This window comes from Streptomyces pyxinae (genome assembly GCF_024756275.1).
Taxonomy (GTDB): Bacteria; Actinomycetota; Actinomycetes; order Streptomycetales; family Streptomycetaceae; genus Streptomyces; species Streptomyces pyxinae.
Genome location: NZ_JANUGQ010000042.1, coordinates 15,835 through 36,667, shown reverse-complemented (window position 1 = coordinate 36,667; position 20,833 = coordinate 15,835). Strand labels below are relative to the sequence as shown.

Here is a 20,833-nt window from a genome sequence, read left to right as displayed (position 1 = left end):
GGCCATCTGCCCGCCCCGGCCTGGGCGCGGGGCTTCCTGGCCGAGTTCACCTGGGTCCTGCCGGTCCTGCACATCGGGGTCATCGGCATGCTCGTCCTGACCCGCTGGTGGGACTTCTGGACCAGCTGACCGACCGGCCGGCCCCGGGGTGACGCCGGCCGGGGCCGTTTCCCGGCCCGGATCCGGCGGGGCCGGGTTCCCGTGAGGTCCCCGGTGGGGCCGGGTCCACGAGGCGCTGGGCCCGGGCCGCAGCCCCCGGTCTCCTGGTCCTGCCCGGGCCGCCGGCCCCTCGGTCCGGCCCCGGCCCCCGGCCGCGGGCCCCATGTCCGCCCCCGGCCACCCGGCCCCGCCCGGCTGTCAGTGCCCTGGCATACGCTTCTGGGCGTGGAGCCCGACCTGTTTACCGCCGCAGCCGAAGACCGCCAGGAGAAGGAGCCGGCCAGCAGCCCGCTGGCCGTACGGATGCGTCCGCGCACCCTCGACGAGGTCGTGGGCCAGCGCCATCTGCTCAAGCCGGGCTCCCCGATGCGCCGGCTGGTCGCCGAGGGCGGTCCCGGCGGCGCGGGCGGCCGGGCCGGGGCCTCCTCGGTGATCCTCTGGGGTCCGCCCGGCACCGGCAAGACAACCCTGGCGTACGTGGTCTCCAAGGCCACCGACAAGCGGTTCGTGGAGCTCTCCGCGATCACCGCCGGGGTCAAGGAGGTCCGCGCGGTCATCGACGGCGCCCGCCGCGCCTCCGGGGGGTACGGCAAGGAGACCGTCCTCTTCCTGGACGAGATCCACCGCTTCAGCAAGGCCCAGCAGGACTCGCTGCTGCCCGCCGTGGAGAACCGCTGGGTCACCCTGATCGCGGCCACCACCGAGAATCCGTACTTCTCCGTGATCTCCCCGCTGCTCTCCCGCTCCCTGCTGCTCACCCTGGAGCCGCTCACCGAGGAGGACGTGCGCGGGCTGCTGCGCCGGGCGCTCACCGAGGAGCGCGGGCTCGGGGGAGCGGTGGAGCTGCCCGAGGACGCCGAGGCCCATCTGCTCCGGGTCGCCGGCGGGGACGCCCGGCGGGCGCTGACCGCGCTGGAGGCGGCGGCCGGGGCGGCCATCGCCAAGGGTGAGCCGGAGATCACCCTGGCCACGGTCGAGGAGACGGTGGACCGGGCGGCGGTGAAGTACGACCGCGAGGGCGACCAGCACTACGACGTGGCGAGCGCCCTGATCAAGTCGATCCGCGGCTCCGACGTGGACGCCGCGCTGCACTATCTGGCCCGGATGATCGAGGCGGGGGAGGACCCCCGGTTCATCGCGCGCCGGCTGATGATCTCGGCGAGCGAGGACATCGGGCTCGCCGACCCGACCGCCCTGCCGACCGCCGTCGCCGCCGCCCAGGCGGTGGCCATGATCGGATTTCCCGAGGCGGCGCTCACCCTCAGCCACGCCACCATCGCGCTCGCCCTGGCGCCCAAGTCCAATGCCGCGACCACCGCCATCTCGGCCGCCCGGGCGGATGTGCGCGCGGGACTCGCCGGACCGGTCCCGGCCCATCTGCGGGACGGGCACTACCAGGGCGCCAAGAAGCTGGGCCACGCCCAGGGGTACGTCTATCCGCACGACGTCCCGGGCGGTATCGCCGCCCAGCAGTACGCGCCGGACGCGATCCACGGCAAGCACTACTACGAGCCCACCCGCTACGGCGCCGAGGCGCGGTACGCGGACGTGGTCGAGAAGGTCCGGGAGCGGCTGCGCGGCGAGAACGGCGGCTAGCCACCGCCGGCGGCCGGACCCCGGTGCTCCCGGACCGGCGCCCTCCCGGGGCTCGCCCGCTCCGGGCCCGGCTGGTCGCGCGCCTCTCCGGCCGGTCCAGTGCCTCCGGTGAGTGGCCGGGCGCGGTGGTTCCCCGGTGTCTCCGGCCGGTTCCGCGGCCCCCGGGCTCACTCCTCGGCGGCCGCCTCGAAGAGCCGGTGCATGGCGCGCCGCAGGCCGTGCACCTCCCGCACCGGCTCGGGGAAGTCGAATCGCGCGTCGAAGGCGATCCCCGCCTCGTCCCGGCAGCGCACCCGCAGCCCGAACCGGTCGAGCGCCAGCGGCACCACGTGTGTGACCGCCGGGTGTCCGCTGCCCGGGCGTTCCCCGAGCAGGGTGCGCAGCCCCCGCACCTGGTCGTGGTGGGCGGCGGCCAGGTGCTGGAGCAGCTCGGTCTCGTACGGGGACAGCGGGTCGGGCTCGGCGCGGGCGAACTCGTCCGGGTCGACGGCGGCGTCCCCCCAGAGGTCGTCCACGTACAGCTCGCCCACCTCCAGCCGCAGCATCATCCGGCCGGGCTCCTCCGCGACGCCGGGGGCGCAGGTCACCCAGCCGGAGACCCAGGCCCGGCCCCGGATACGGTTGGGCACCGCGACCGGGGCCACATCGGTGAGCTCCAGCACGGCCGGCAGCTCGTCGTCCTGGGCGTGCGTCGCGGCCCGGACCACCGGGGCGTCGGCGGGGAAGAGCAGGAAGATCTCACCCTCCGTGCCGACCGTCCGCGCGTCGGGCATCAGCTGCTCGTGCCGGGCCCGGTCGGCCCCCGGGACGATGAGCACCGCCGAGCATGTACCCTGTACGAGAGTTCGTGTGCGCTCGGCTGCTGACGGCATCCGGGCGGTTTCAAGCCCGCTGGGACGCGGCTGACCATGAGCTGATCGGACCTCCGTCACATCGATGCCCTCCTGAGAGGCATCATTCTTTGTGCTGTCTGTGATGCGCGTGGTGTTCCCAGGGCGAGACATGCGATCTCCTTGAGTAAGGTGAGCCTAACCTAACCTATATCGGAGGTCTGGAGAACGTGCCTAACCAGTCGCGTCCCAAGGTCAAGAAGTCCCGTGCCCTCGGCATCGCCCTGACGCCGAAGGCCGTCAAGTACTTCGAGGCCCGCCCCTACCCGCCGGGCGAGCACGGCCGTGGCCGCAAGCAGAACTCGGACTACAAGGTCCGTCTGCTGGAGAAGCAGCGCCTGCGCGCGCAGTACGACATCAGCGAGCGCCAGATGGCCCGCGCCTACGACCGCGCCAAGAAGGCCGAGGGCAAGACGGGCGAGGCGCTGGTCGTCGAGCTCGAGCGCCGTCTCGACGCCCTGGTCCTGCGTTCGGGCATCGCCCGCACCATCTACCAGGCCCGTCAGATGGTCGTCCACGGCCACATCGAGGTCAACGGCGGCAAGGTCGACAAGCCGTCCTTCCGCGTCCGTCCGGACGACGTGGTGATGGTCCGCGAGCGCTCGCGTGAGAAGGCGCTGTTCCAGGTCGCCCGCGAGGGTGGTTTCGCCGCCGACGGCGAGACCCCGCGCTACCTCCAGGTCAACCTGAAGGCCCTCGCCTTCCGCCTGGACCGCGACCCGAACCGCAAGGAGATCCCGGTCATCTGCGACGAGCAGCTGGTCGTCGAGTACTACGCCCGCTGACCCCGGCGTACCTCACGCGGTTTCCGGCCCGCCGTCCCCCGCCACTCCGGCGGTGGCGGCGGGCCTCCGCGTTTCCGGGGGCTTCCGACCGGCCGGCGGCCTTCGGGTCCCCGGCGACCGGTGGCGTCATGGACCGGCGGACCGGCCGGGGCCGCGCGGCTCCGGGCCCCCGGCGGCCGGGCGCGGGGCCGTCTGTACCCATACGGCCCATGTGCGCCCCCGCCCCGCCCGGGACCGGCCCGGCCCGCGCGGCTCGGGGCCTTCCGTGTCCGGGGCGTACGCGACTGTCCCCTGGCCACACCCGTCCGCAGGGCCCACATGTCCCACCAGCGCGCGTGTCCGCGTGTCCCGCAGGGGGCCTGTTCCTGCGTGCCCCTGGCGCCGCGCCCCGGCACGGGCGCGCGGTTTCCGGCGGTGTGCCTGCCACTGTCCCGCTGGTCGGCGGTACGGCCAGGCCTGCGGCCCCGCTCCCGGGCGCGCGCCCTCCTCCCGGGGCGTATACGGTGACGACCGACGGCGACGGCTGTGGCTGCGGGGGCGCGGACGGTTTCCGGCGGCACGGCGCCCCGGCCCGTACGCGCCCGCCCACGGCGCCACGCGCCTCCGGCCCGTACGCGCCCCCGGCTCGCCGGGCGCGGGTTCCGCCCGGGCGCGCGGCTCACGGTGCCGCCCGCCGCCGGTCACTCGCGGGTGGTCTCCCCGGCGGTACGGAGCCGGCCGGGACGGGCCGGGACGCCCGGGGCCGTACCGGCCGGACGGTCCGCCGCGCCGGGGGACGGGCCGGCCGGAGCCGCCCAGGTGGCCGCCAGGGCCCGGGCCACCGCCGCGTCCAGCGAGAGCTGGGCGCCCTCCGCCGTACGCGCCCGGAAGGCCTCCGCGCCCAGTGCCGCCCGGGCCCGGGCCACGCCCAGCTCGCGGGGCACCCCGAAGTGCGCCGAGCCGAACAGCGGCAGCCCGACCGCCGCCCACATCGGTCCGGCCGCGCCGTGGAGCACCGCCGCCCCGTCCGGGTCGCCCGCGTCCACCGCGACCAGCGCCAGCAGCTCCACAACCAGCACCAGGCCGACCCGGTCCCGCAGGGTGTGGGCCACCGTGACGCACTCCCGCAGCAGCGTCCTGGCCTCTCCGAACTCCCCGCGTGTCCAGGCCGCGTAGGCCAGGACATAGAGCGCGTACGCCCGGGTCCACCGCTCGCCCCGCTCCTCGCAGGCCGCCCGCACCTCCCGGCAGATCGCCTCGGCCGCCGGCAGGTCGCCCAGGAACGCCTTGGCCATCGCCAGCTCCACCCGGGCCATCAGTACGGCGGTGTTCAGCTCCCCGGCCGTGTGATAGGCGTCCAGCGCCCGCCCGAGCAGTTCCTCGGCCCGCGCCATGTCGTCCGAGACCAGCGCCAGACAGCCCAGCCGGTGGGCGGCGTACGCGGCGGCGGAGGCGTTCCCGGTGCGCTCGGCCGCCGAGGCGCAGCTGTCCAGCGCCGCCCGGGCCGCCGGGGTGTCGCCCTGGAGCACCGCCACATAGCCCAGCACCCAGAGCGCCTTCAGCCGGGCCGGCTCCAGGCGCGGCCCGCGGGCCACCGCCCGGTCCAGCCAGTGCCGCCCCTCGGCCAGCCGGCCGCACCCGGCCCAGTAGAACCAGAGCGTGCCCGCCAGGTGCTGGGCCAGCCGCTCGTCGCCGGGCCGGGAGAGGCACAGTTCCAGGGCGGTCCGCAGATGTGGCAGCGCGGCGTCCAGCCGGGCCGCCACCTCGGCCTGGCGCGGCCCGAACCACTCCAGCTCACAGGCGGCGGCCAGCCCGACGTACCAGTCCCGGTGGCGCCGCCGCATCCGTTCCTCGTCGCCCAGCCGGGCCAGCCACTCGGCGCCGTACGCCCGTACCGTCTCCAGCATCCGGTAGCAGGGGCCGGCCCCGCCGTCACCGCCGCCGTCCCCCGGTGCCCCGGCGGGCACCACCACCGACTGCGCCACCAGACCGGCCAGCACCTCGTCCATCCGGTCGGCCGGCAGCTCGGGACCGGCGCAGACATAGCCGACCGCCTCCGGGTCGAAGGGCCCGGCGAAGACCGAGAGCCGCGCCCAGAGCAGCCGCTCGGCCGGCGTGCACAGCTCATGGCTCCAGCCGATGGCGGTGCGCAGCGTCCGGTGGCGGGCCACCCGCCCCGGGGCGCCGCCGGCCAGCAGCCCGAACCGGTCGTCCAGCCGGCCGAGCCGGTCGAGCAGCTCCGCCACCGAGAGCCCCGGCAGCCGCCCGGCCGCCAGCTCCACGGCGAGCGGGATGCCGTCGAGCCGCCGGCACAGCTCCCGTACCGCCGCCGGGTCGCCGGGCCGGAAGTCCGGCACCGCGGCCGCCGCCCGGTCGGTGAAGAGCCGTACCGCGTCCGCCTCGGCCAGCGGGGCGAGGGGCAGCACGGCCTCCCCGGGCAGCCCCAGTGGCCGCCGCCCCGCCGCGAGCACGGTCAGCCCGGGCGCCCCGGCCAGCAACTCCCGTACCAGCGCGGCGCACGGCCCGGCGAGGCGCTCCACGCCGTCGAGCACCAGCAGCGTCCGGCGGCCGGCCAGCCACTCGGAGAGCACCGCGCGGGGCGGCCGGGAGGTGTGGTCGGTGAGCCCGAGCGCGTCCAGCAGGGTCTGGGCCAGCAGCGCGGGATCGCCCAGGGTGTCGAGCTCGGCCACCCGGGCGCCGCCGTCCCGACCGCCGCCCGCTTCCCGGCCGCCACTCCCGCCCCCGCCGGACTCGCCGCCCGCGTCCGGTACGCCGTCCCGGCCGGGCCCGCCACCCGAGCCCGGTCCGCCCGCGCCCGATACGCCGTCCCCGTCCCCGCCACCGCCGTCCCCGCCGCCCCCGTACGTGCCCGGAGCGCCGTCCCCGCCGCCGTACCCGCCCGCCGCCCCGGCCGGGGCCCCGGCGCTCGGCGCCCCGGTCCCGTCCGCGCCCCACCCCTCCGCCGTCTCCGGCTCCGCCAACCGGGCCACCAGCCGGGACTTGCCCACGCCGCCGGTGCCGACCACGGTGACCAGCCGGGACCGCGCCAGCAGCCCGCGTACCGCGGCCAGTTCGTCATCCCGTCCGATCAGCCGGCCGGGCCGGGCCGGGAGGTCGCTCCGTCGCATGGGACACGGAGGGTACCGATCCCGCCGCACTCCGTACAATCGTCCGTCGTCGCCCCGTTTCCGCCGCCGGATCGCACCGGGGACATCGGGTACGGGGAGCGGGCGCGGGCGCGATAGGCTCGTCCCGCGTGACAGCGCCTTCCCGCGCGGGCCCGGGCCCCGGCCGCCGGCCGCGGACGAGCGCGGCGAACCCCGCAGGCACGACAGATCCAGCACGACAGATCCCATAGATCCACAGGCATGTAGATCCACAGGCATGGAACGGACCCGGACAGACCCGATGTACCCGATGACGACCCCGAGGAGCGGTGCGGAGTGACCGGTGGAGAGGTTGCCGGGATCCTGGTGGCCGTCTTCTGGGCGATTCTGGTCTCCTTCCTGGCCGTGGTGCTGGTGAGGCTGGCCCAGACGCTCAGGGCGACCACCCGGCTCGTGGCCGAGGTGACCGAACGGGCGGTTCCGCTGCTCTCCGACGCCTCCGCGACGGTGCGTTCGGCCCAGACCCAGCTCGACCGGGTGGACGCGATCGCCTCGGACGTCCAGGAGGTCACCTCCAACGCCTCCGCGCTCTCCACCACGGTCGCCTCGACCTTCGGCGGCCCGCTGGTCAAGGTCGCCGCCTTCGGATACGGCGTACGCCGGGCACTGAGCCGGGAGCAAGACAACCAGCCGGCCGAGCGGCCCCGGCGCACGGTCGTGACCGGCCGCACGGTGCCGCGGGCCCGAGGCCGCAGGAAGGGCTGAAGCGACCATGTTCCGCCGCACGTTCTGGTTCACCGCGGGAGCCGCGGCCGGCGTCTGGGCGACCACCAAGGTCAACCGGAAGCTGAAGGCGCTGACCCCGGAGAGCCTCGCCGCCCAGGCGGCCGACAAGGCCGTGGAGACCGGCCACCGGCTCCGGGACTTCGCCCTCGACGTCCGCGCGGGAATGGCCCAGCGCCAGGCCGAGTTGGGAGAGGCGCTGGGGCTGGACGCCCCGGAGGGCGGCCCCGAGCTGCCGCCGCCGCCCCGGGTGATCGCGCTCGACCCGGCCGACCCCGGCCGTCCGGGCACCTCGCGCGGGTCCCGGGGGCCCGGCCCCGCCGCACCGAACCCGCCGTACACATCGCACAACCGGAATGAGGACCACTGATGGAGTCGGCTGAAATCCGCCGCCGCTGGCTGAGCTTCTTCGAGGAGCGCGGGCACACCGCCGTCCCCTCGGCGTCGCTCATCGCGGACGACCCGACTCTGCTGCTCGTCCCGGCCGGCATGGTCCCCTTCAAGCCGTACTTCCTGGGCGAGGTCAAGCCGCCCGCCCGGCGCCTCACCAGCGTGCAGAAGTGCGTCCGCACGCCGGACATCGAGGAGGTCGGCAAGACCACCCGGCACGGCACCTTCTTCCAGATGTGCGGCAACTTCTCCTTCGGTGACTACTTCAAGGAGGGCGCCATCACGCTCGCCTGGGAGCTGCTCACCTCCCCGGTCGAGAAGGGCGGCTACGGGCTCGACCCCGAGCGGCTGTGGATCACCGTCTATCTGGACGACGACGAGGCCGAGGCCATCTGGCGGGACAAGGTCGGTGTCCCGGCCGAGCGCATCCAGCGGCTGGGCAAGAAGGACAACTTCTGGTCCATGGGCGTCCCCGGCCCCTGCGGCCCCTGCTCGGAGATCAACTACGACCGGGGCCCCGAGTTCGGCCCCGAGGGCGGCCCGGCCGTCAACGACGAGCGCTATGTGGAGATCTGGAACCTGGTCTTCATGCAGTTCGAGCGCGGTGCCGGCGACGGCAAGGAGGACTTCCCGATCCTCGGGGACCTGCCGTCCAAGAACATCGACACCGGCCTCGGCCTGGAACGCCTCGCCATGATCCTCCAGGGCGTGCGGAACATGTACGAGACCGACACCCTGCGCGTCGTCATGGACCGGGCCACCGGGCTGACCGGCGTCCAGTACGGCGCCGACGCCGGCTCGGACGTCTCGCTGCGGGTGGTCGCGGACCATCTGCGCACCTCCGTGATGCTCATCGGTGACGGCGTCACCCCGGGCAACGAGGGCCGCGGCTATGTGCTGCGCCGGATCATGCGCCGCGCCATCCGCAACATGCGGCTGCTCGGCGCCACCGGCCCGGTGGTCCAGGAACTGGTCGGCACGGTGATCGACACCATGGGCCTCCAGTACCCGGAGCTGGTCACCGACCGGAAGCGGATCGAGACCGTCGCCCTCGCGGAGGAGGCCGCCTTCCTCAAGGCCCTCAAGGGCGGCACCAACATCCTGGACACCGCCGTCACCGAGACCCGGGCTGCCGGTTCCACCGTGCTCTCCGGCGACAAGGCGTTCCTGCTCCACGACACCTGGGGCTTCCCGATCGACCTCACCCTGGAGATGGCCGCCGAGCAGGGGCTCTCCGTGGACGAGGAGGGCTTCCGCCGGCTGATGAGGGAGCAGCGGGAGCGGGCCAAGGCCGACGCCCGGGCCAAGAAGACCGGGCACGCCGACGTCTCCGCCTACCGCGAGATCGCGGACACCGCCGGGGCCACCGAGTTCACCGGCTATCTGACCACCGAGGGCGAGTCCACCGTGGTCGGCCTGCTGGTCAACGGCGTGCCCTCGCCCGCCGCCACCGAGGGCGACGAGGTGGAGGTCGTTCTCGACCGCACCCCGTTCTACGCCGAGGGCGGCGGCCAGCTCGCGGACCAGGGCCGGATCCGGCTGCACAGCGGGGCCGTGATCGAGGTCCGCGACGTCCAGCGGCCGGTGCCCGGCGTCTCGGTGCACAAGGGCTCGGTGCAGGTCGGTGAGGTCACCGTCGGCGCCTCCGCCTACGCCGCCATCGACGTGCGCCGCCGCCGGGCCATCGCCCGCGCCCACTCGGCCACCCACCTGACCCACCAGGCGCTCCGGGACGCCCTCGGCCCGACCGCCGCCCAGGCCGGTTCGGAGAACTCCCCGGGCCGCTTCCGCTTCGACTTCGGCTCGCCGTCGGCCGTCCCCGGCACGGTGCTCACCGATGTGGAGCAGCGGATCAACGAGGTCCTCTCCGGCGAGCTCGATGTGCACGCCGAGGTGATGAGCCTGGCCGACGCCAAGAAGCAGGGCGCCATCGCGGAGTTCGGCGAGAAGTACGGCGAGCGGGTCCGGGTCGTCACCATCGGGGACTTCTCCAAGGAGCTGTGCGGCGGCACCCATGTGGCCAACACCGCCCAGCTGGGCCTGGTGAAGCTGCTGGGCGAGTCCTCGGTCGGCTCCGGGGTGCGCCGGATCGAGGCCCTGGTCGGCGCCGACGCCTACAACTTCCTCGCCCGGGAGCACACGGTCGTCGCCCAGCTCCAGGAGCTTGTCAAGGGCCGTTCGGAGGAACTCCCGGAGAAGGTCGCCACCATGCTCGGCAGGCTGCGCGAGGCCGAGAAGGAGATCGAGCGGTTCCGCGCCGAGAAGGTCCTCCAGGCCGCCGCCGGACTGGCCCAGGGGGCCAAGGACGTCCGGGGGGTGGCCCTGGTCACCGGCACGGTCGCGGACGGCACCTCCGCCGACGACCTGCGCAAGCTGGTCCTGGACGTGCGGGGCCGGATCCCCGGCGACCGCCCGGCCGTGGTGGCCCTCTTCACCACGGCGAACGGCCGCCCGCTGACCGTGATCGCCACCAACGAGGCCGCCCGCGAGCGCGGTCTCAAGGCCGGTGACCTGGTCCGTACCGCCGCCAGGACGCTCGGCGGCGGGGGCGGCGGCAAGCCCGACGTGGCCCAGGGCGGCGGTCAGAACCCGGACGCCGTGGCCGACGCCATCGCCGCCGTCGAGCGGCTCGTCGGGGAAACCGCCTGATGCTCGCCAGACGCGGCCGCCGGCTCGCGATCGACGTCGGGGACGCCCGGATCGGGGTCGCCTCGTGCGACCCCGACGGGGTCCTCGCCACTCCGGTGGAGACCGTGCCGGGACGCGACGTCCCGGCCGCTCTCCGCCGGCTGGCGGCGATCACCGAGGAGTACGAGCCGATCGAGATCGTGGTCGGGCTGCCCCGCTCGCTCAGCGGGGGTGAGGGTCCGGCCGCCGTCAAGGTACGGGCCTTCGCCCAGCGGCTCGCCCAGGCGGTCGCCCCGGCACCGGTGCGGCTGGTGGACGAGCGGATGACCACGGTGACGGCCAGTCAGGGTCTGCGCGCCTCCGGGGTGAAAAGCAAAAAGGGACGCTCCGTCATTGACCAGGCCGCCGCTGTGATCATCCTTCAGAACGCTCTTGAGTCCGAACGGGTATCAGGTAATCCGCCCGGAGAGAGCGTCGAAGTGGTCATCTGATCGCGATACGGTAACGTTCCGCGCGATGCGGCGGCGTTCGAACGGCTTCCGCACTACGTAGAGGCCGACGACCGGAAGCCTCGCGGCTGTTTGGGGATCGATGACTGGATATGGCCGGAGCTCCGGCTCCGAACCGTGGCACCCCGAGGACCCCCTGTACGGGGACCTGGGGTGGGCAGGCCAGCAGACCGGCGGCCAACAGCAGTACTACCAGCCGCAGCAGCAGGTGCAGTACGGCGGCCAGGGGCAGGATCCGTACGCCCCCCAGGCCCAGCCGTACACCGACCCGCACCACCAGGCACCCGGCAACTACCACGGCACCGGCGGCCAGCAGTACGACGGCGGCTGGGACACCGGTCAGCAGACGGGCCTGCCCTACGGGGCGCCGCCCGCGGCCCCCGGCTCCTACCGGGATTCCTATCAGGAACAGTCCCCGGACCTCTACCCCACGGCCGGTGCCTATCCGCCGCCCGAGCCGCCCGCCCGCCGGCAGCCGGAGGCGCCCGTCCAGGAGGCCGGGGCGCCCCGGGCCCCGCGCCCGCTCGACGAACTGCCCGACGAGCCCGACGACGACCACCCGTTCTTCTCCGACGGCCGATACGGCGACGCCGCCGAGGACGCCGACGAGCCGGACGAGCACGCCCTCGCCGGCGACCCGGGCTCCGGCCGCCGGGGCAGATCCGGGAAGTCCGGCCGCGCGGGCAAGGGCAAGAAGGGCCGGAAGGGCCGCAACGGACTGGCCTGCCTGGTCGTCGCCACCGTGCTGGCGGGCGGGGCCGGCGGGGTCGCCTACTTCGGCTACCAGTTCTGGCAGAAACAGTTCGGCGCCGCCCCGGACTTCACCGGCGACGGCACCAACGAGGTCGTCGAGGTGGAGATCCCCAAGGGGGCCGGCGGCTACGAGATCGCCGCCGTCCTCGTCAAGAACGGCGTGGTCAAGAGCCAGGGCGCGTTCGTCTCCGCCCAGGAGAAGAACCCCCGGGGCAAGAACATCCAGGACGGCGCCTACCGGCTGCGCAAGGGCATGTCCGCGGCGAGCGCCGTGGAGGCGATGCTCAACCCCGCCAACCGCAACTCGCTGATCATCCCCGAGGGCTCCCGCAACGCCCAGATCTACAAGCGGATCGACGAGCAGCTGGAGCTGGACGCCGGCACCACCGCGAAGGTCGCCAAGTCGCAGGCGGCCGGTCTCGGTCTGCCCGCCTGGGCGCTCAACCACACCAACGTCAAGGACCCGCTGGAAGGCTTCCTCTTCCCGGCCAGCTACCCGGTGGCCAAGGGCGCCAAGCCGGAGGCGGTGCTCAAGAGGATGGTCGCCCGCGCCAACGCCGAGTACGGCAAGCTGGACCTGGAGGCGAAGGCCCGGGCCCAGGGCCTCAAGAGCCCCTGGGAACTGCTCACCGTCGCCAGCCTGGTGCAGGCGGAGGGCAAGACCGACGACGACTTCCGCAAGATGGGCGAGGTGGTCTACAACCGGCTCAAGCCCACCAACACCGAGACCAACCAGCTGCTCCAGTTCGACTCGGCCTACAACTATCTTCAGGGCCAGAGCGAGATCGAGATCAGCGAGGCCGAGATCAACAGCAATAAGGATCCGTACAACACGTACACCCAGCGCGGGCTCACCCCCGGGCCGATCAGCAATCCCGGAGCCGAGGCGCTGAGCGCCGCCATGAATCCGACGCAGGAGGGCTGGATGTACTTTGTCGCGACGGACGGGAAGCACCAGACGGAATTCGCCAAGAACCACGCCGAATTCCTGAAGCTGAAGGAAAAATTCAATGACAACCAGGGCAGCGACTGAGCGGCGCAGGGCCGCGGTCCTCGGGTCGCCCATCGACCACTCCCTCTCCCCGGTGCTCCACCGCGCCGCCTACGCGGAACTGGGTCTCACCGACTGGTCGTACGACCGGTACGAGGTGGACGAGATCCATCTCCCGGGGTTCTGGAAGGGGCTGGACGAGAGCTGGGCGGGGCTGTCCCTGACCATGCCGCTCAAGCGGGTCGTCATCCCGCTGCTGGACGCGATCAGCGAGACGGCCGCGTCGGTGGAGGCCGTCAACACGGTCGTCCTCACCGACGACGGCCGCCGGATAGGTGACAACACCGATATTCCCGGCATGATCGCGGCGCTGCGGGAACGCGGCGTCACCACCGTGGCGTCGGCCGCCGTTCTCGGCGCCGGCGCCACCGCCTCGTCCGCGCTCGCCGCACTCGCCCGGATCTGCACCGGGCCGGTGACCGCCTACGTCCGCAGCGGGGCCCGCGCCGAGGAGATGCGCGGCTGGGGGGAGCGCCTCGGCGTCGAGGTCCGCACCGCCGGCTGGGAGCGGGCGCCGGAGGCGTTCCGGGCGCCCCTGGTGATCGCCACCACCCCGGCCGGCTCCACCGACCCGCTCGCCGCCGCCGTGCCCGACCGGCCCGGCACCCTCTTCGACGTGCTCTACGAGCCCTGGCCGACCCCGCTCGCCGCCGCCTGGTCCGCCCGCGGCGGCGCCGTCGTCAGCGGCCTCGACCTGCTGGTCCACCAGGCGGTGCTCCAGGTCGAGCTGATGACCGGCCGCCCGCCGGTCCCGGTCTCCGTCCTGCGCGCCGCCGGCCGGGCCGCCCTGGCCGGGGACTGAGGCGTTCCGGCGCCGGGTGACGGGGTGACGGGGTGACCGTGTGACGGCGTGACTGTGTGACGGCGGGACCCGTGCGTCGGCGTCACCGTGTGACGGCGGGACCCGTGCGACGGCTGGACCGTGTGACGGTGGGACCCGTGCGACGGCTGGACCGTGTGACGAGGGTCCACGGGCCGGTCCGGCTGCCGGACCGGGGGCGGGAGGAACTCCCGGGACGTGGGAGGATCGGGAGAGGCGGGCCGGAGCCGCGCACCCGGTCGCGCCGTCGCAGTTCAGGCGCGCACACGAGGAGCATCCGTTGAGCAGGTTGCGCTGGTTGACCGCGGGGGAGTCGCACGGACCCGCACTGGTGGCGACGCTGGAGGGCCTTCCGGCCGGCGTCCCCGTCACCACGGAGATGGTGGCGGACCACCTCGCCCGGCGGCGGCTCGGCTATGGGCGCGGCGCCCGGATGAAGTTCGAGCGCGACGAGGTCACCTTCCTCGGCGGGGTGCGCCACGGGCTCAGCCTCGGCTCTCCGATCGCCGTCATGGTCGGCAACACCGAGTGGCCCAAGTGGGAGAAGGTCATGTCGGCCGACCCGGTCGACGCCGCCGAGCTGGCCGAGTCGGCCCGCAACGCCCCGCTCACCCGCCCCCGCCCCGGCCACGCCGACCTGGCGGGCATGCAGAAGTACGGCTTCGACGAGGCCCGGCCGATCCTGGAGCGCGCCTCCGCCCGGGAGACCGCGGCCCGGGTGGCGCTGGGCGCGGTGGCCCGCTCGTACCTGAAGGAGACGGCCGGCATCGAGATCGTCTCCCATGTGGTGGAGCTGGCCGCCGCCAAGGCCCCGTACGGGGTCTACCCGGCCCCCGCCGACGTGGAGCGGCTGGACGCCGACCCGGTGCGCTGCCTGGACGCCGACGCGTCGAAGGCGATGGTGGCCGAGATCGACCAGGCCCACAAGGACGGCGACACCCTGGGCGGTGTGGTCGAGGTGCTGGCCTACGGCGTGCCGGTGGGCCTGGGATCGCACGTCCACTGGGACCGCCGGCTGGACGCCCGGCTGGCCGCCGCGCTCATGGGCATCCAGGCCATCAAGGGCGTGGAGGTCGGGGACGGCTTCGAGCTGGCCCGGGTGCCCGGCTCGCGGGCGCACGACGAGATCGTCACGACCGACGAGGGCATCCGCCGCGCCTCCGGCCGCTCCGGTGGCACCGAGGGCGGGCTGACCACCGGCGAGCTGCTGCGCGTCCGGGCCGCCATGAAGCCGATCGCCACCGTGCCCCGGGCGCTGCGCACCGTGGACGTGGCCACCGGCGAGGCGGCCGCCGCCCACCACCAGCGCTCCGATGTCTGCGCCGTGCCGGCCGCCGGCATCGTGGCCGAGGCGATGGTGGCCCTGGTCCTGGCGGACGCGGTGGCGGAGAAGTTCGGCGGCGACAGCGTGGCCGAGACCCGCCGCAATGTCACCTCCTACCTCGACCACCTCCAGATCCGGTGAGCAGCGGCCCGCTGATCGTGCTGGTCGGCCCGATGGGGTCCGGCAAGTCCACCGTGGGCGCGCTCCTCGCGGAGCGGCTCGGGGTGGCCTACCGGGACACCGACGCCGACATCGTCGCGGCGGAGGGCCGGGAGATCTCCGACATCTTCCTGGACGAGGGCGAGGAGCACTTCCGGAAGCTGGAGCGGGAGGCCGTCCGCGCCGCCCTCGCCGGCCACCCCGGGGTCCTCGCCCTCGGCGGGGGAGCCGTGCTGGACCCGGACACCCGCGCCGCGCTGGCCGGCCGGCCGGTCGCCTGTCTGCTGATGGACGTCGACGAGGCGGTCCGGCGGGTCGGGCTCAACACCGCCCGCCCGCTGCTCGCGGTCAACCCGCGCCGGCAGTGGCGCGAGCTGATGGAGGCCCGCCGCCCCCTGTACACGGAAGTCGCCCGGGTCGTCGTCGCCACCGACGACCGCACCCCCGAAGAGGTCGCCCGGGCGGTCCTCGACGCACTGGAGCTGAACGACGCATGACCACCCCCGCACCCACCGGGTCCCCGAGCGACGACGCGGCCGGACAGACCCTGACCCGCATCCAGGTCGCCGGCACGGCCGGGACCGATCCGTACGAGGTACTGATCGGCCGGCAACTGCTCGCCGAGCTGCCCGGGCTGATCGGCCCCCGCGCCAAGCGGGTCGCCGTGATCCACCCGGAGGCGCTGGCGGAGACCGGCGAGGCACTCCGCGCCGACCTGGCCGCGCAGGGGTACGAGGCGGTCGCCGTCCAGGTGCCGAACGCCGAGGAGGCCAAGACGGCCGAGGTGGCGGCGTACTGCTGGAAGGCGCTCGGCCAGACCGGCTTCACCCGCACCGATGTGATCGTCGGAGTGGGCGGCGGGGCCACCACCGACCTCGCCGGGTTCGTCGCCGCCAGCTGGCTGCGCGGGGTGCGCTGGATCGCCGTACCGACCACCGTGCTCGCCATGGTGGACGCGGCGGTCGGCGGCAAGACCGGGATCAACACCGCCGAGGGCAAGAACCTGGTCGGCGCCTTCCACCCGCCCGCCGGGGTGCTCTGCGACCTGGCGGCGCTGGACTCGCTGCCGGTCCACGACTACGTGAGCGGCCTCGCCGAGATCATCAAGGCCGGCTTCATCGCGGACCCGGTCATCCTGGAGCTGGTGGAGTCCGACCCGGAGGGCGCCCGCTCGCCGGCCGGCCCGCACACCGCCGAGCTGATCGAGCGCTCCATCCGGGTCAAGGCCGAGGTGGTCTCCGGGGACCTCAAGGAGTCGGGCCCGCGCGAGGTGCTGAACTACGGCCACACCCTGGCGCACGCCATCGAGAAGAACGAGCGCTACAAGTGGCGCCACGGCGCGGCGGTCTCGGTCGGCATGGTCTTCGCCGCCGAGCTGGCCCGGCTCGCCGGCCGGCTGGACGACGCCACCGCCGACCGGCACCGCAGCGTGCTGGCGTCGGTGGGGCTGCCGCTCACCTACCGGGGCGACCAGTGGCCCCGGCTCCTGGAGACCATGAAGGTGGACAAGAAGTCCCGGGGCGATCTGCTGCGCTTCATCGTGCTGGACGGCCTCGGCCGGCCCGCCGTGCTGGAGGGCCCCGACCCGGCGGTGCTGATCGCGGCGTACGGGGAGGTGTCCGGGTGAGCGCGGAGCACGCCGCCGCCCCGGCCGGCGGGCGCCGGGTGCTGGTGCTCAACGGTCCCAACCTGGGCCGGCTCGGCTCCCGGGAGCCCGACGTCTACGGCTCCACCTCCTACACCGGTCTGGTCGAGGCATGCCGGAAGCTCGGCGCCGAGCTGGGGTTCGACGTGGAGGTCCGGGAGACCAACGACGAGGGCGAGCTGATCCGCTGGCTGCACGAGGCGGCCGACGGCGCGCTTCCGGTCGTCCTCAACCCCGGCGCCTTCACCCACTACTCGTACGGCATGCGGGACGCCGCCGCCCAGCGCACCGCCCCGCTGATCGAGGTGCACATCTCCAACCCGTACGCCCGCGAGGAGTTCCGGCACACCTCGGTGGTGGCGGCGGTCGCGAGCGGCACGGTGGCCGGCTTCGGCATCGGCTCCTACCGGCTGGCGCTGCGCGCGCTCGCCGAAGAGCTGACCGGCTGAGCGGTCGGCCGCGCTTTGCCGAGCCGGCCGGGCTCGCGAGCGGGCGACGAGTCGGCCGGCCGATTGACCTGTTGAGCCGGCCGAGCCTCGGAGCCGGCCGACCGGCCGAGCCGGATGACCGATCGACCGCTTGAGTCGGCCGACCGGCCGACCGCTTGAGTCGGCCGTACCGGCTGAACCGGTCCGAGCGGCCCGGCCGACTGCCCGGTCGGCCGGGCCGAGCGGCTGACCTGCGCCACTCCTGTCCCGACCGGCCCTCCCCGCCGTCCTTTTCCCGGCCGGGGAGGGTACGGTTCGGTCTCGGGCCGCCCGAACGGGCGCCCGAACAGGACCAGTCGTACGAGACGGAGTGGCACCGGATGCAGCACACAGGGGGAGTTCCGCTGCCGCCGCCCCACGGGCCGGTGGACCCGGCGACCGGGTGGGCCCCGCATCACCAGGCCCATCACCCGGGCCCGCCCCCGGGAGCCCCGGGCGAGCGGACCGCCCCGCATCCCGGCGCCCCGTACCCGCCTGCCGCCCACCAGCCGGGGCCGGTGCCTCCGCCGCCGCCGGGCACCCCGGCGGCACCCGGCGACCCGGCGGCCCCGCCCGCCCCGCCCCGGGCGCCCGCGCCCGGCTGGACCGCGCCGCCACCCGCGCCGCCGCATCCCGGACACGCCCCGGCCGCCCCGGCGCCGTCCGACGCGACGGGCGTGACGGGCCATCAGCACCTGCCGCCGGCCGCCCCGGTCGCCGCCCCTCCGACACCGCCGGCCGGCCCCGGCACCGGGGGCGCCACCCTCGCGGTGCTGCTCATCGGGCCGGCCGGGGCCGGCAAGACCACCGTCGCCCGCCACTGGGCGAGCAACCGCCCGGTGCCGACCGCCCACATCAGCCTGGACGATGTGCGCGAGTGGGTCAGGTCCGGATTCGCCGACCCGCAGACCGGGTGGAACGAGCACTCCGAGGCCCAGTACCGGCTGGCCCGCCGCACCTGTGGCTTCGCCGCCCGCAACTTCCTGGCCAACGGCGTCTCCTGCATCCTGGACGACGCCGTCTTTCCGGACCGGCCGGTCGTCGGCCTGGGCGGCTGGAAGCGCCATGTCGGCCCCGGTCTGCTCCCGGTGGTGCTGCTTCCCGGCCTGGACGTGGTCCTGGAGCGCAACGCCGAGCGGAGCGGAAACCGGCGGCTCTCCGACGAGGAGGTCGCCGGCATCCACGGCCGGATGGCGGGCTGGTACGGCTCCGGGCTGCCGATCATCGACAACTCCGCCTGGGACGTCGAGACCACCGCCCGCGCCCTGGACGACGTGCTGGCCCGTGCGATGGCGAGCCCGCCGAGCTGGTGAGCCGGCCGGGCCGGTGTGCCCGCTCCGGCGTCGGGCGGCCCCCTGTGGTCCCCCGCGGGGGTACGGCTCCGCCGGCCGCCCCTGTCGGACCCGGACCGCCTGACAGCCGCACCGCACGGGCTCCGGCCCCGCCGCCCGCCCGGTCGGACCCGCTGGACCTGCCGGACCGGTCATCCGCTCGTACGCTCGGAGCATGTCAGAGGTGTACGCGGAGCGCCGAGCCCGGCTGCGCGCCCGGTGCGCGGCGGCCGGCAGCGCGGCGGCCCTGGTCTCCGGGGCCGCCAATGTCCGCTATCTCGCCGGTGGCGCGCCGCCCGGTGCCGTACTGCTGGTCGGCGCGGCCCCCGGTACCGGGTCCGCTTCCGGGTCCGGGGCGGGGGAGGACACCCTGCTCTGCTCCCGGCCGCCCACCGGAGACCCCGCCGAGGGCCGGCTCGACGAACGGCTCCGCCGTACGGTGCTGCCCCCGGCGGGCGGCGACCCGGCGGTGGCGGCGGCCGAGACCGCCCGGGCGGCGGGCGCCGACACCCTGGCGGTGGAGGAGCACCATCTGAGCGTCGCCCGCTACCGGGCGATCGGCGCGGTCGCCCCGGGCCTGCGGGTGACCGACCTCGGCACCGCCGTGGAACAGGACCGGGTGGTCAAGGACGAGGACGAGATCGGCTGCCTGCGGATCGCCGCCGAGATCACCGACCAGGCGCTGGGCGAACTGCTGGAGTCGATCCTGGTGGGCCGCACCGAACGGCATCTGGCGCTGGAGCTGGAACGCCGGCTGGTGGACCACGGCGCCGACGGGCCCGCCTTCCCGACCTCGGTCGCCACCGGGCCGCACTCGGGTAGGCGCGGCCACCGGCCCACGGACCGCCGGGTGGAGGAGGGCGACTTCCTCTCGGTCTGCCTGGGCGCCGACTACCGGGGCTACCGGGTCGAGATCGGCCGCACCTTCGTCATCGGCACCTCGCCCGCCGACTGGCAGATCGAGCTGTACGACCTGGTCTTCGCCGCCCAGCGGGCCGCCCGGGAGGCGCTGGCCCCGGGCGCCGCCTGCCGCGACGTGGACCGCGCGGCCCGCCAGATCCTCGCCTCGGCCGGGCACGGGGACGGTCTCGCGCCGTTCCTGGGCCACGGGGTCGGCCTGGAAATCGAGGAGGACCCGCAGTTGGCACCCGGCGCCATGGGTAAACTGGACGCTTGCGTGCCGGTCACCGTCGAACCGGGGGTCCACCTCCCGGGGCGGGGCGGGGTCCGGATCGATGACACGCTCGTCGTACGCCAGGTGGCGGACGGCGGACCCGAGCTACTCACCATCACGACCAAGGAGCTGCTCGCGCTGTAGCGCGGCCCCGCAGCCACTGGGTCGTCCACCAGCGTCAGTCCAGGAGAATCCCGAACCGTGGCTTCCACGAACGACCTCAAGAACGGCATGGTGCTCAAGCTCGACAACGACCAGCTCTGGTCCGTCGTCGAGTTCCAGCACGTCAAGCCCGGCAAGGGCCCGGCCTTCGTGCGCACCAAGCTCAAGAACGTCCTCTCCGGCAAGATCGTCGACAAGACCTTCAACGCCGGTGTGAAGGTTGAGACGGCCACCGTCGACCGCCGCGACATGCAGTTCTCGTACATGGACGGCGACTACTTCGTCTTCATGGACATGCAGACGTACGACCAGCTGCACGTCTCCCGCGCCGCCGTCGGCGACTCCGCCAACTTCCTGATCGAGGGCTTCACCGCCACCGTCGCCCAGCACGAGGGCGAGGTGCTCTACGTCGAGCTGCCCGCCGCCGTCGAGCTGACCATCCAGGAGACCGAGCCGGGCGTCCAGGGCGACCGCTCCACCGGTGGCAACAAGCCCGCCACCCTGGAGACCGGCTACACCATCCAGGTGCCGCTCTTCATCACCACCGGCGAGAAGATCAAGGTCGACACCCGTTCCGGCGACTACCTCGGCCGGGTGAACAGCTAACCGTGGCCGCCCGGAACAAGGCCCGCAAGCGCGCCTTCCAGATCCTCTTCGAGGCAGACCAGCGCGGAATCCCCGCGCGAGAGGTCCTCGCGGACTGGGTCCGGCACGCCCGGTCCGACGACCGGCAGCCGCCGGTCAGCGAGTACACCATGGAGCTGATCGAGGGGTACGCCGGCTACGCGACCCGGATCGACGAGCTCATCGCCACCTACGCGGTGGGCTGGACGCTCGACCGGATGCCGGTGGTGGACCGGAACATCCTGCGGCTCGGGGCGTACGAGCTGGTCTGGGTGGACGCCACTCCGGACGCGGTGGTGATCGACGAGGCGGTGCAGCTCGCCAGGGAGTTCTCCACCGACGACTCGCCGTCCTTCGTCAACGGCCTGCTGAGCCGCTTCAAGGACCTGAAGCCCGGTCTCCGCAGGGACCAGGAGCTCAAGCAGGACTGAGCCTCCGCACCGACCGCCCCGAGGGGCCCGCGACGCGCGCCGCGCGCCCGCCGGGCCCCTCGGGCG

The 20,833-nt window shown here is 74.3% G+C and carries 18 protein-coding genes and 1 pseudogene; 17 read left to right on the top strand and 2 right to left on the bottom strand.

Features of this window, described 5'->3' with window-relative positions:
- Both NX801_RS31090 and NX801_RS29640 read left to right on the top strand, forming a co-directional pair.
- A pseudogene (locus NX801_RS31090) lies at positions 1 to 129 on the top strand (vitamin K epoxide reductase family protein); the annotation flags it as partial.
- A 255-nt stretch (positions 130 to 384) separates the two neighbouring features.
- Entirely contained in the window at positions 385 to 1,755 is a 1,371-nt protein-coding gene (locus NX801_RS29640; RefSeq protein ID WP_258791051.1) for a replication-associated recombination protein A, read from the top strand.
- A gap of 167 nt (positions 1,756 to 1,922) precedes the next feature.
- Here NX801_RS29640 and NX801_RS29635 read toward each other — a convergent pair whose 3' ends face one another.
- On the bottom strand, positions 1,923 to 2,627 hold the full coding sequence (locus NX801_RS29635; protein ID WP_258791050.1) for a DUF2470 domain-containing protein: 705 nt from the start codon (positions 2,625 to 2,627) through the stop codon (positions 1,923 to 1,925).
- A 188-nt stretch (positions 2,628 to 2,815) separates the two neighbouring features.
- On the opposite strand from NX801_RS29635, the gene rpsD reads away from it, so the two are divergent.
- The gene (gene rpsD / locus NX801_RS29630) at positions 2,816 to 3,430 is read left to right on the top strand and encodes a 30S ribosomal protein S4 (RefSeq protein WP_258791049.1); all 615 of its coding nucleotides are present in this window, start codon (positions 2,816 to 2,818) and stop codon (positions 3,428 to 3,430) included.
- 680 nt (positions 3,431 to 4,110) lie between these two features.
- Here the strand turns inward: rpsD and NX801_RS29625 are convergent.
- The gene (locus NX801_RS29625; protein WP_258791048.1) at positions 4,111 to 6,537 is read right to left on the bottom strand and encodes an ATP-binding protein; all 2,427 of its coding nucleotides are present in this window, start codon (positions 6,535 to 6,537) and stop codon (positions 4,111 to 4,113) included.
- A 315-nt stretch (positions 6,538 to 6,852) separates the two neighbouring features.
- Between NX801_RS29625 and NX801_RS29620 the strand changes: the two genes are divergently transcribed.
- The 14 genes from NX801_RS29620 to nusB all read left to right on the top strand — a co-directional run bounded on the left by NX801_RS29620 (position 6,853) and on the right by nusB (position 20,767).
- Positions 6,853 to 7,281 carry a DUF948 domain-containing protein gene (locus tag NX801_RS29620; RefSeq protein WP_258791047.1) on the top strand — a complete coding sequence of 143 codons (429 nt, stop codon included), beginning with the start codon at positions 6,853 to 6,855 and terminating at the stop codon, positions 7,279 to 7,281.
- Positions 7,282 to 7,288: 7 nt separating this feature from the next.
- A complete protein-coding gene (locus NX801_RS29615; RefSeq protein WP_258791046.1) occupies positions 7,289 to 7,669 on the top strand; it encodes a DUF6167 family protein in 381 nt (126 codons plus the stop codon).
- A complete protein-coding gene (gene alaS / locus NX801_RS29610) occupies positions 7,669 to 10,338 on the top strand; it encodes an alanine--tRNA ligase (protein ID WP_258791045.1) in 2,670 nt (889 codons plus the stop codon). The genes NX801_RS29615 and alaS overlap by 1 nt, the downstream gene beginning before the upstream one ends.
- On the top strand, positions 10,338 to 10,808 hold the full coding sequence (gene ruvX, locus NX801_RS29605) for a Holliday junction resolvase RuvX (protein ID WP_258791044.1): 471 nt from the start codon (positions 10,338 to 10,340) through the stop codon (positions 10,806 to 10,808). Before alaS ends, ruvX begins: the two co-directional genes overlap by 1 nt.
- Positions 10,809 to 10,908: 100 nt before the next feature.
- The gene (gene mltG / locus NX801_RS29600; RefSeq protein WP_258791043.1) at positions 10,909 to 12,612 is read left to right on the top strand and encodes an endolytic transglycosylase MltG; all 1,704 of its coding nucleotides are present in this window, start codon (positions 10,909 to 10,911) and stop codon (positions 12,610 to 12,612) included.
- Positions 12,590 to 13,432, top strand: coding sequence for a shikimate dehydrogenase (locus NX801_RS29595; protein ID WP_258791042.1), 843 nt, complete (start codon positions 12,590 to 12,592; stop codon positions 13,430 to 13,432). The genes mltG and NX801_RS29595 overlap by 23 nt, the downstream gene beginning before the upstream one ends.
- 298 nt (positions 13,433 to 13,730) lie before the next feature.
- Entirely contained in the window at positions 13,731 to 14,915 is a 1,185-nt protein-coding gene (aroC, locus tag NX801_RS29590) for a chorismate synthase (protein WP_258791041.1), read from the top strand.
- Positions 14,912 to 15,430 (top strand): shikimate kinase, encoded by a 519-nt coding sequence (locus NX801_RS29585; protein WP_309505933.1) that lies wholly within the window; start codon positions 14,912 to 14,914, stop codon positions 15,428 to 15,430. Before aroC ends, NX801_RS29585 begins: the two co-directional genes overlap by 4 nt.
- Positions 15,427 to 16,560: a 3-dehydroquinate synthase gene (gene aroB, locus NX801_RS29580; RefSeq protein WP_258791040.1), complete on the top strand. Its 1,134-nt coding sequence runs from the start codon at positions 15,427 to 15,429 to the stop codon at positions 16,558 to 16,560. Before NX801_RS29585 ends, aroB begins: the two co-directional genes overlap by 4 nt.
- A complete protein-coding gene (gene aroQ, locus NX801_RS29575; protein WP_258791039.1) occupies positions 16,557 to 17,027 on the top strand; it encodes a type II 3-dehydroquinate dehydratase in 471 nt (156 codons plus the stop codon). The genes aroB and aroQ overlap by 4 nt, the downstream gene beginning before the upstream one ends.
- Positions 17,028 to 17,386: 359 nt before the next feature.
- Positions 17,387 to 18,358, top strand: coding sequence for an ATP-binding protein (locus tag NX801_RS29570; protein ID WP_258791038.1), 972 nt, complete (start codon positions 17,387 to 17,389; stop codon positions 18,356 to 18,358).
- A gap of 193 nt (positions 18,359 to 18,551) precedes the next feature.
- Positions 18,552 to 19,694, top strand: a complete 1,143-nt coding sequence (locus NX801_RS29565) for an aminopeptidase P family protein (RefSeq protein WP_258791037.1) — start codon at positions 18,552 to 18,554, stop codon at positions 19,692 to 19,694.
- 57 nt (positions 19,695 to 19,751) lie between these two features.
- Positions 19,752 to 20,318: an elongation factor P gene (efp, locus tag NX801_RS29560; protein WP_258791036.1), complete on the top strand. Its 567-nt coding sequence runs from the start codon at positions 19,752 to 19,754 to the stop codon at positions 20,316 to 20,318.
- Positions 20,319 to 20,320: 2 nt separating this feature from the next.
- Positions 20,321 to 20,767, top strand: a complete 447-nt coding sequence (nusB, locus tag NX801_RS29555) for a transcription antitermination factor NusB (RefSeq protein ID WP_258791034.1) — start codon at positions 20,321 to 20,323, stop codon at positions 20,765 to 20,767.
- Positions 20,768 to 20,833 lie beyond the last annotated feature (66 nt).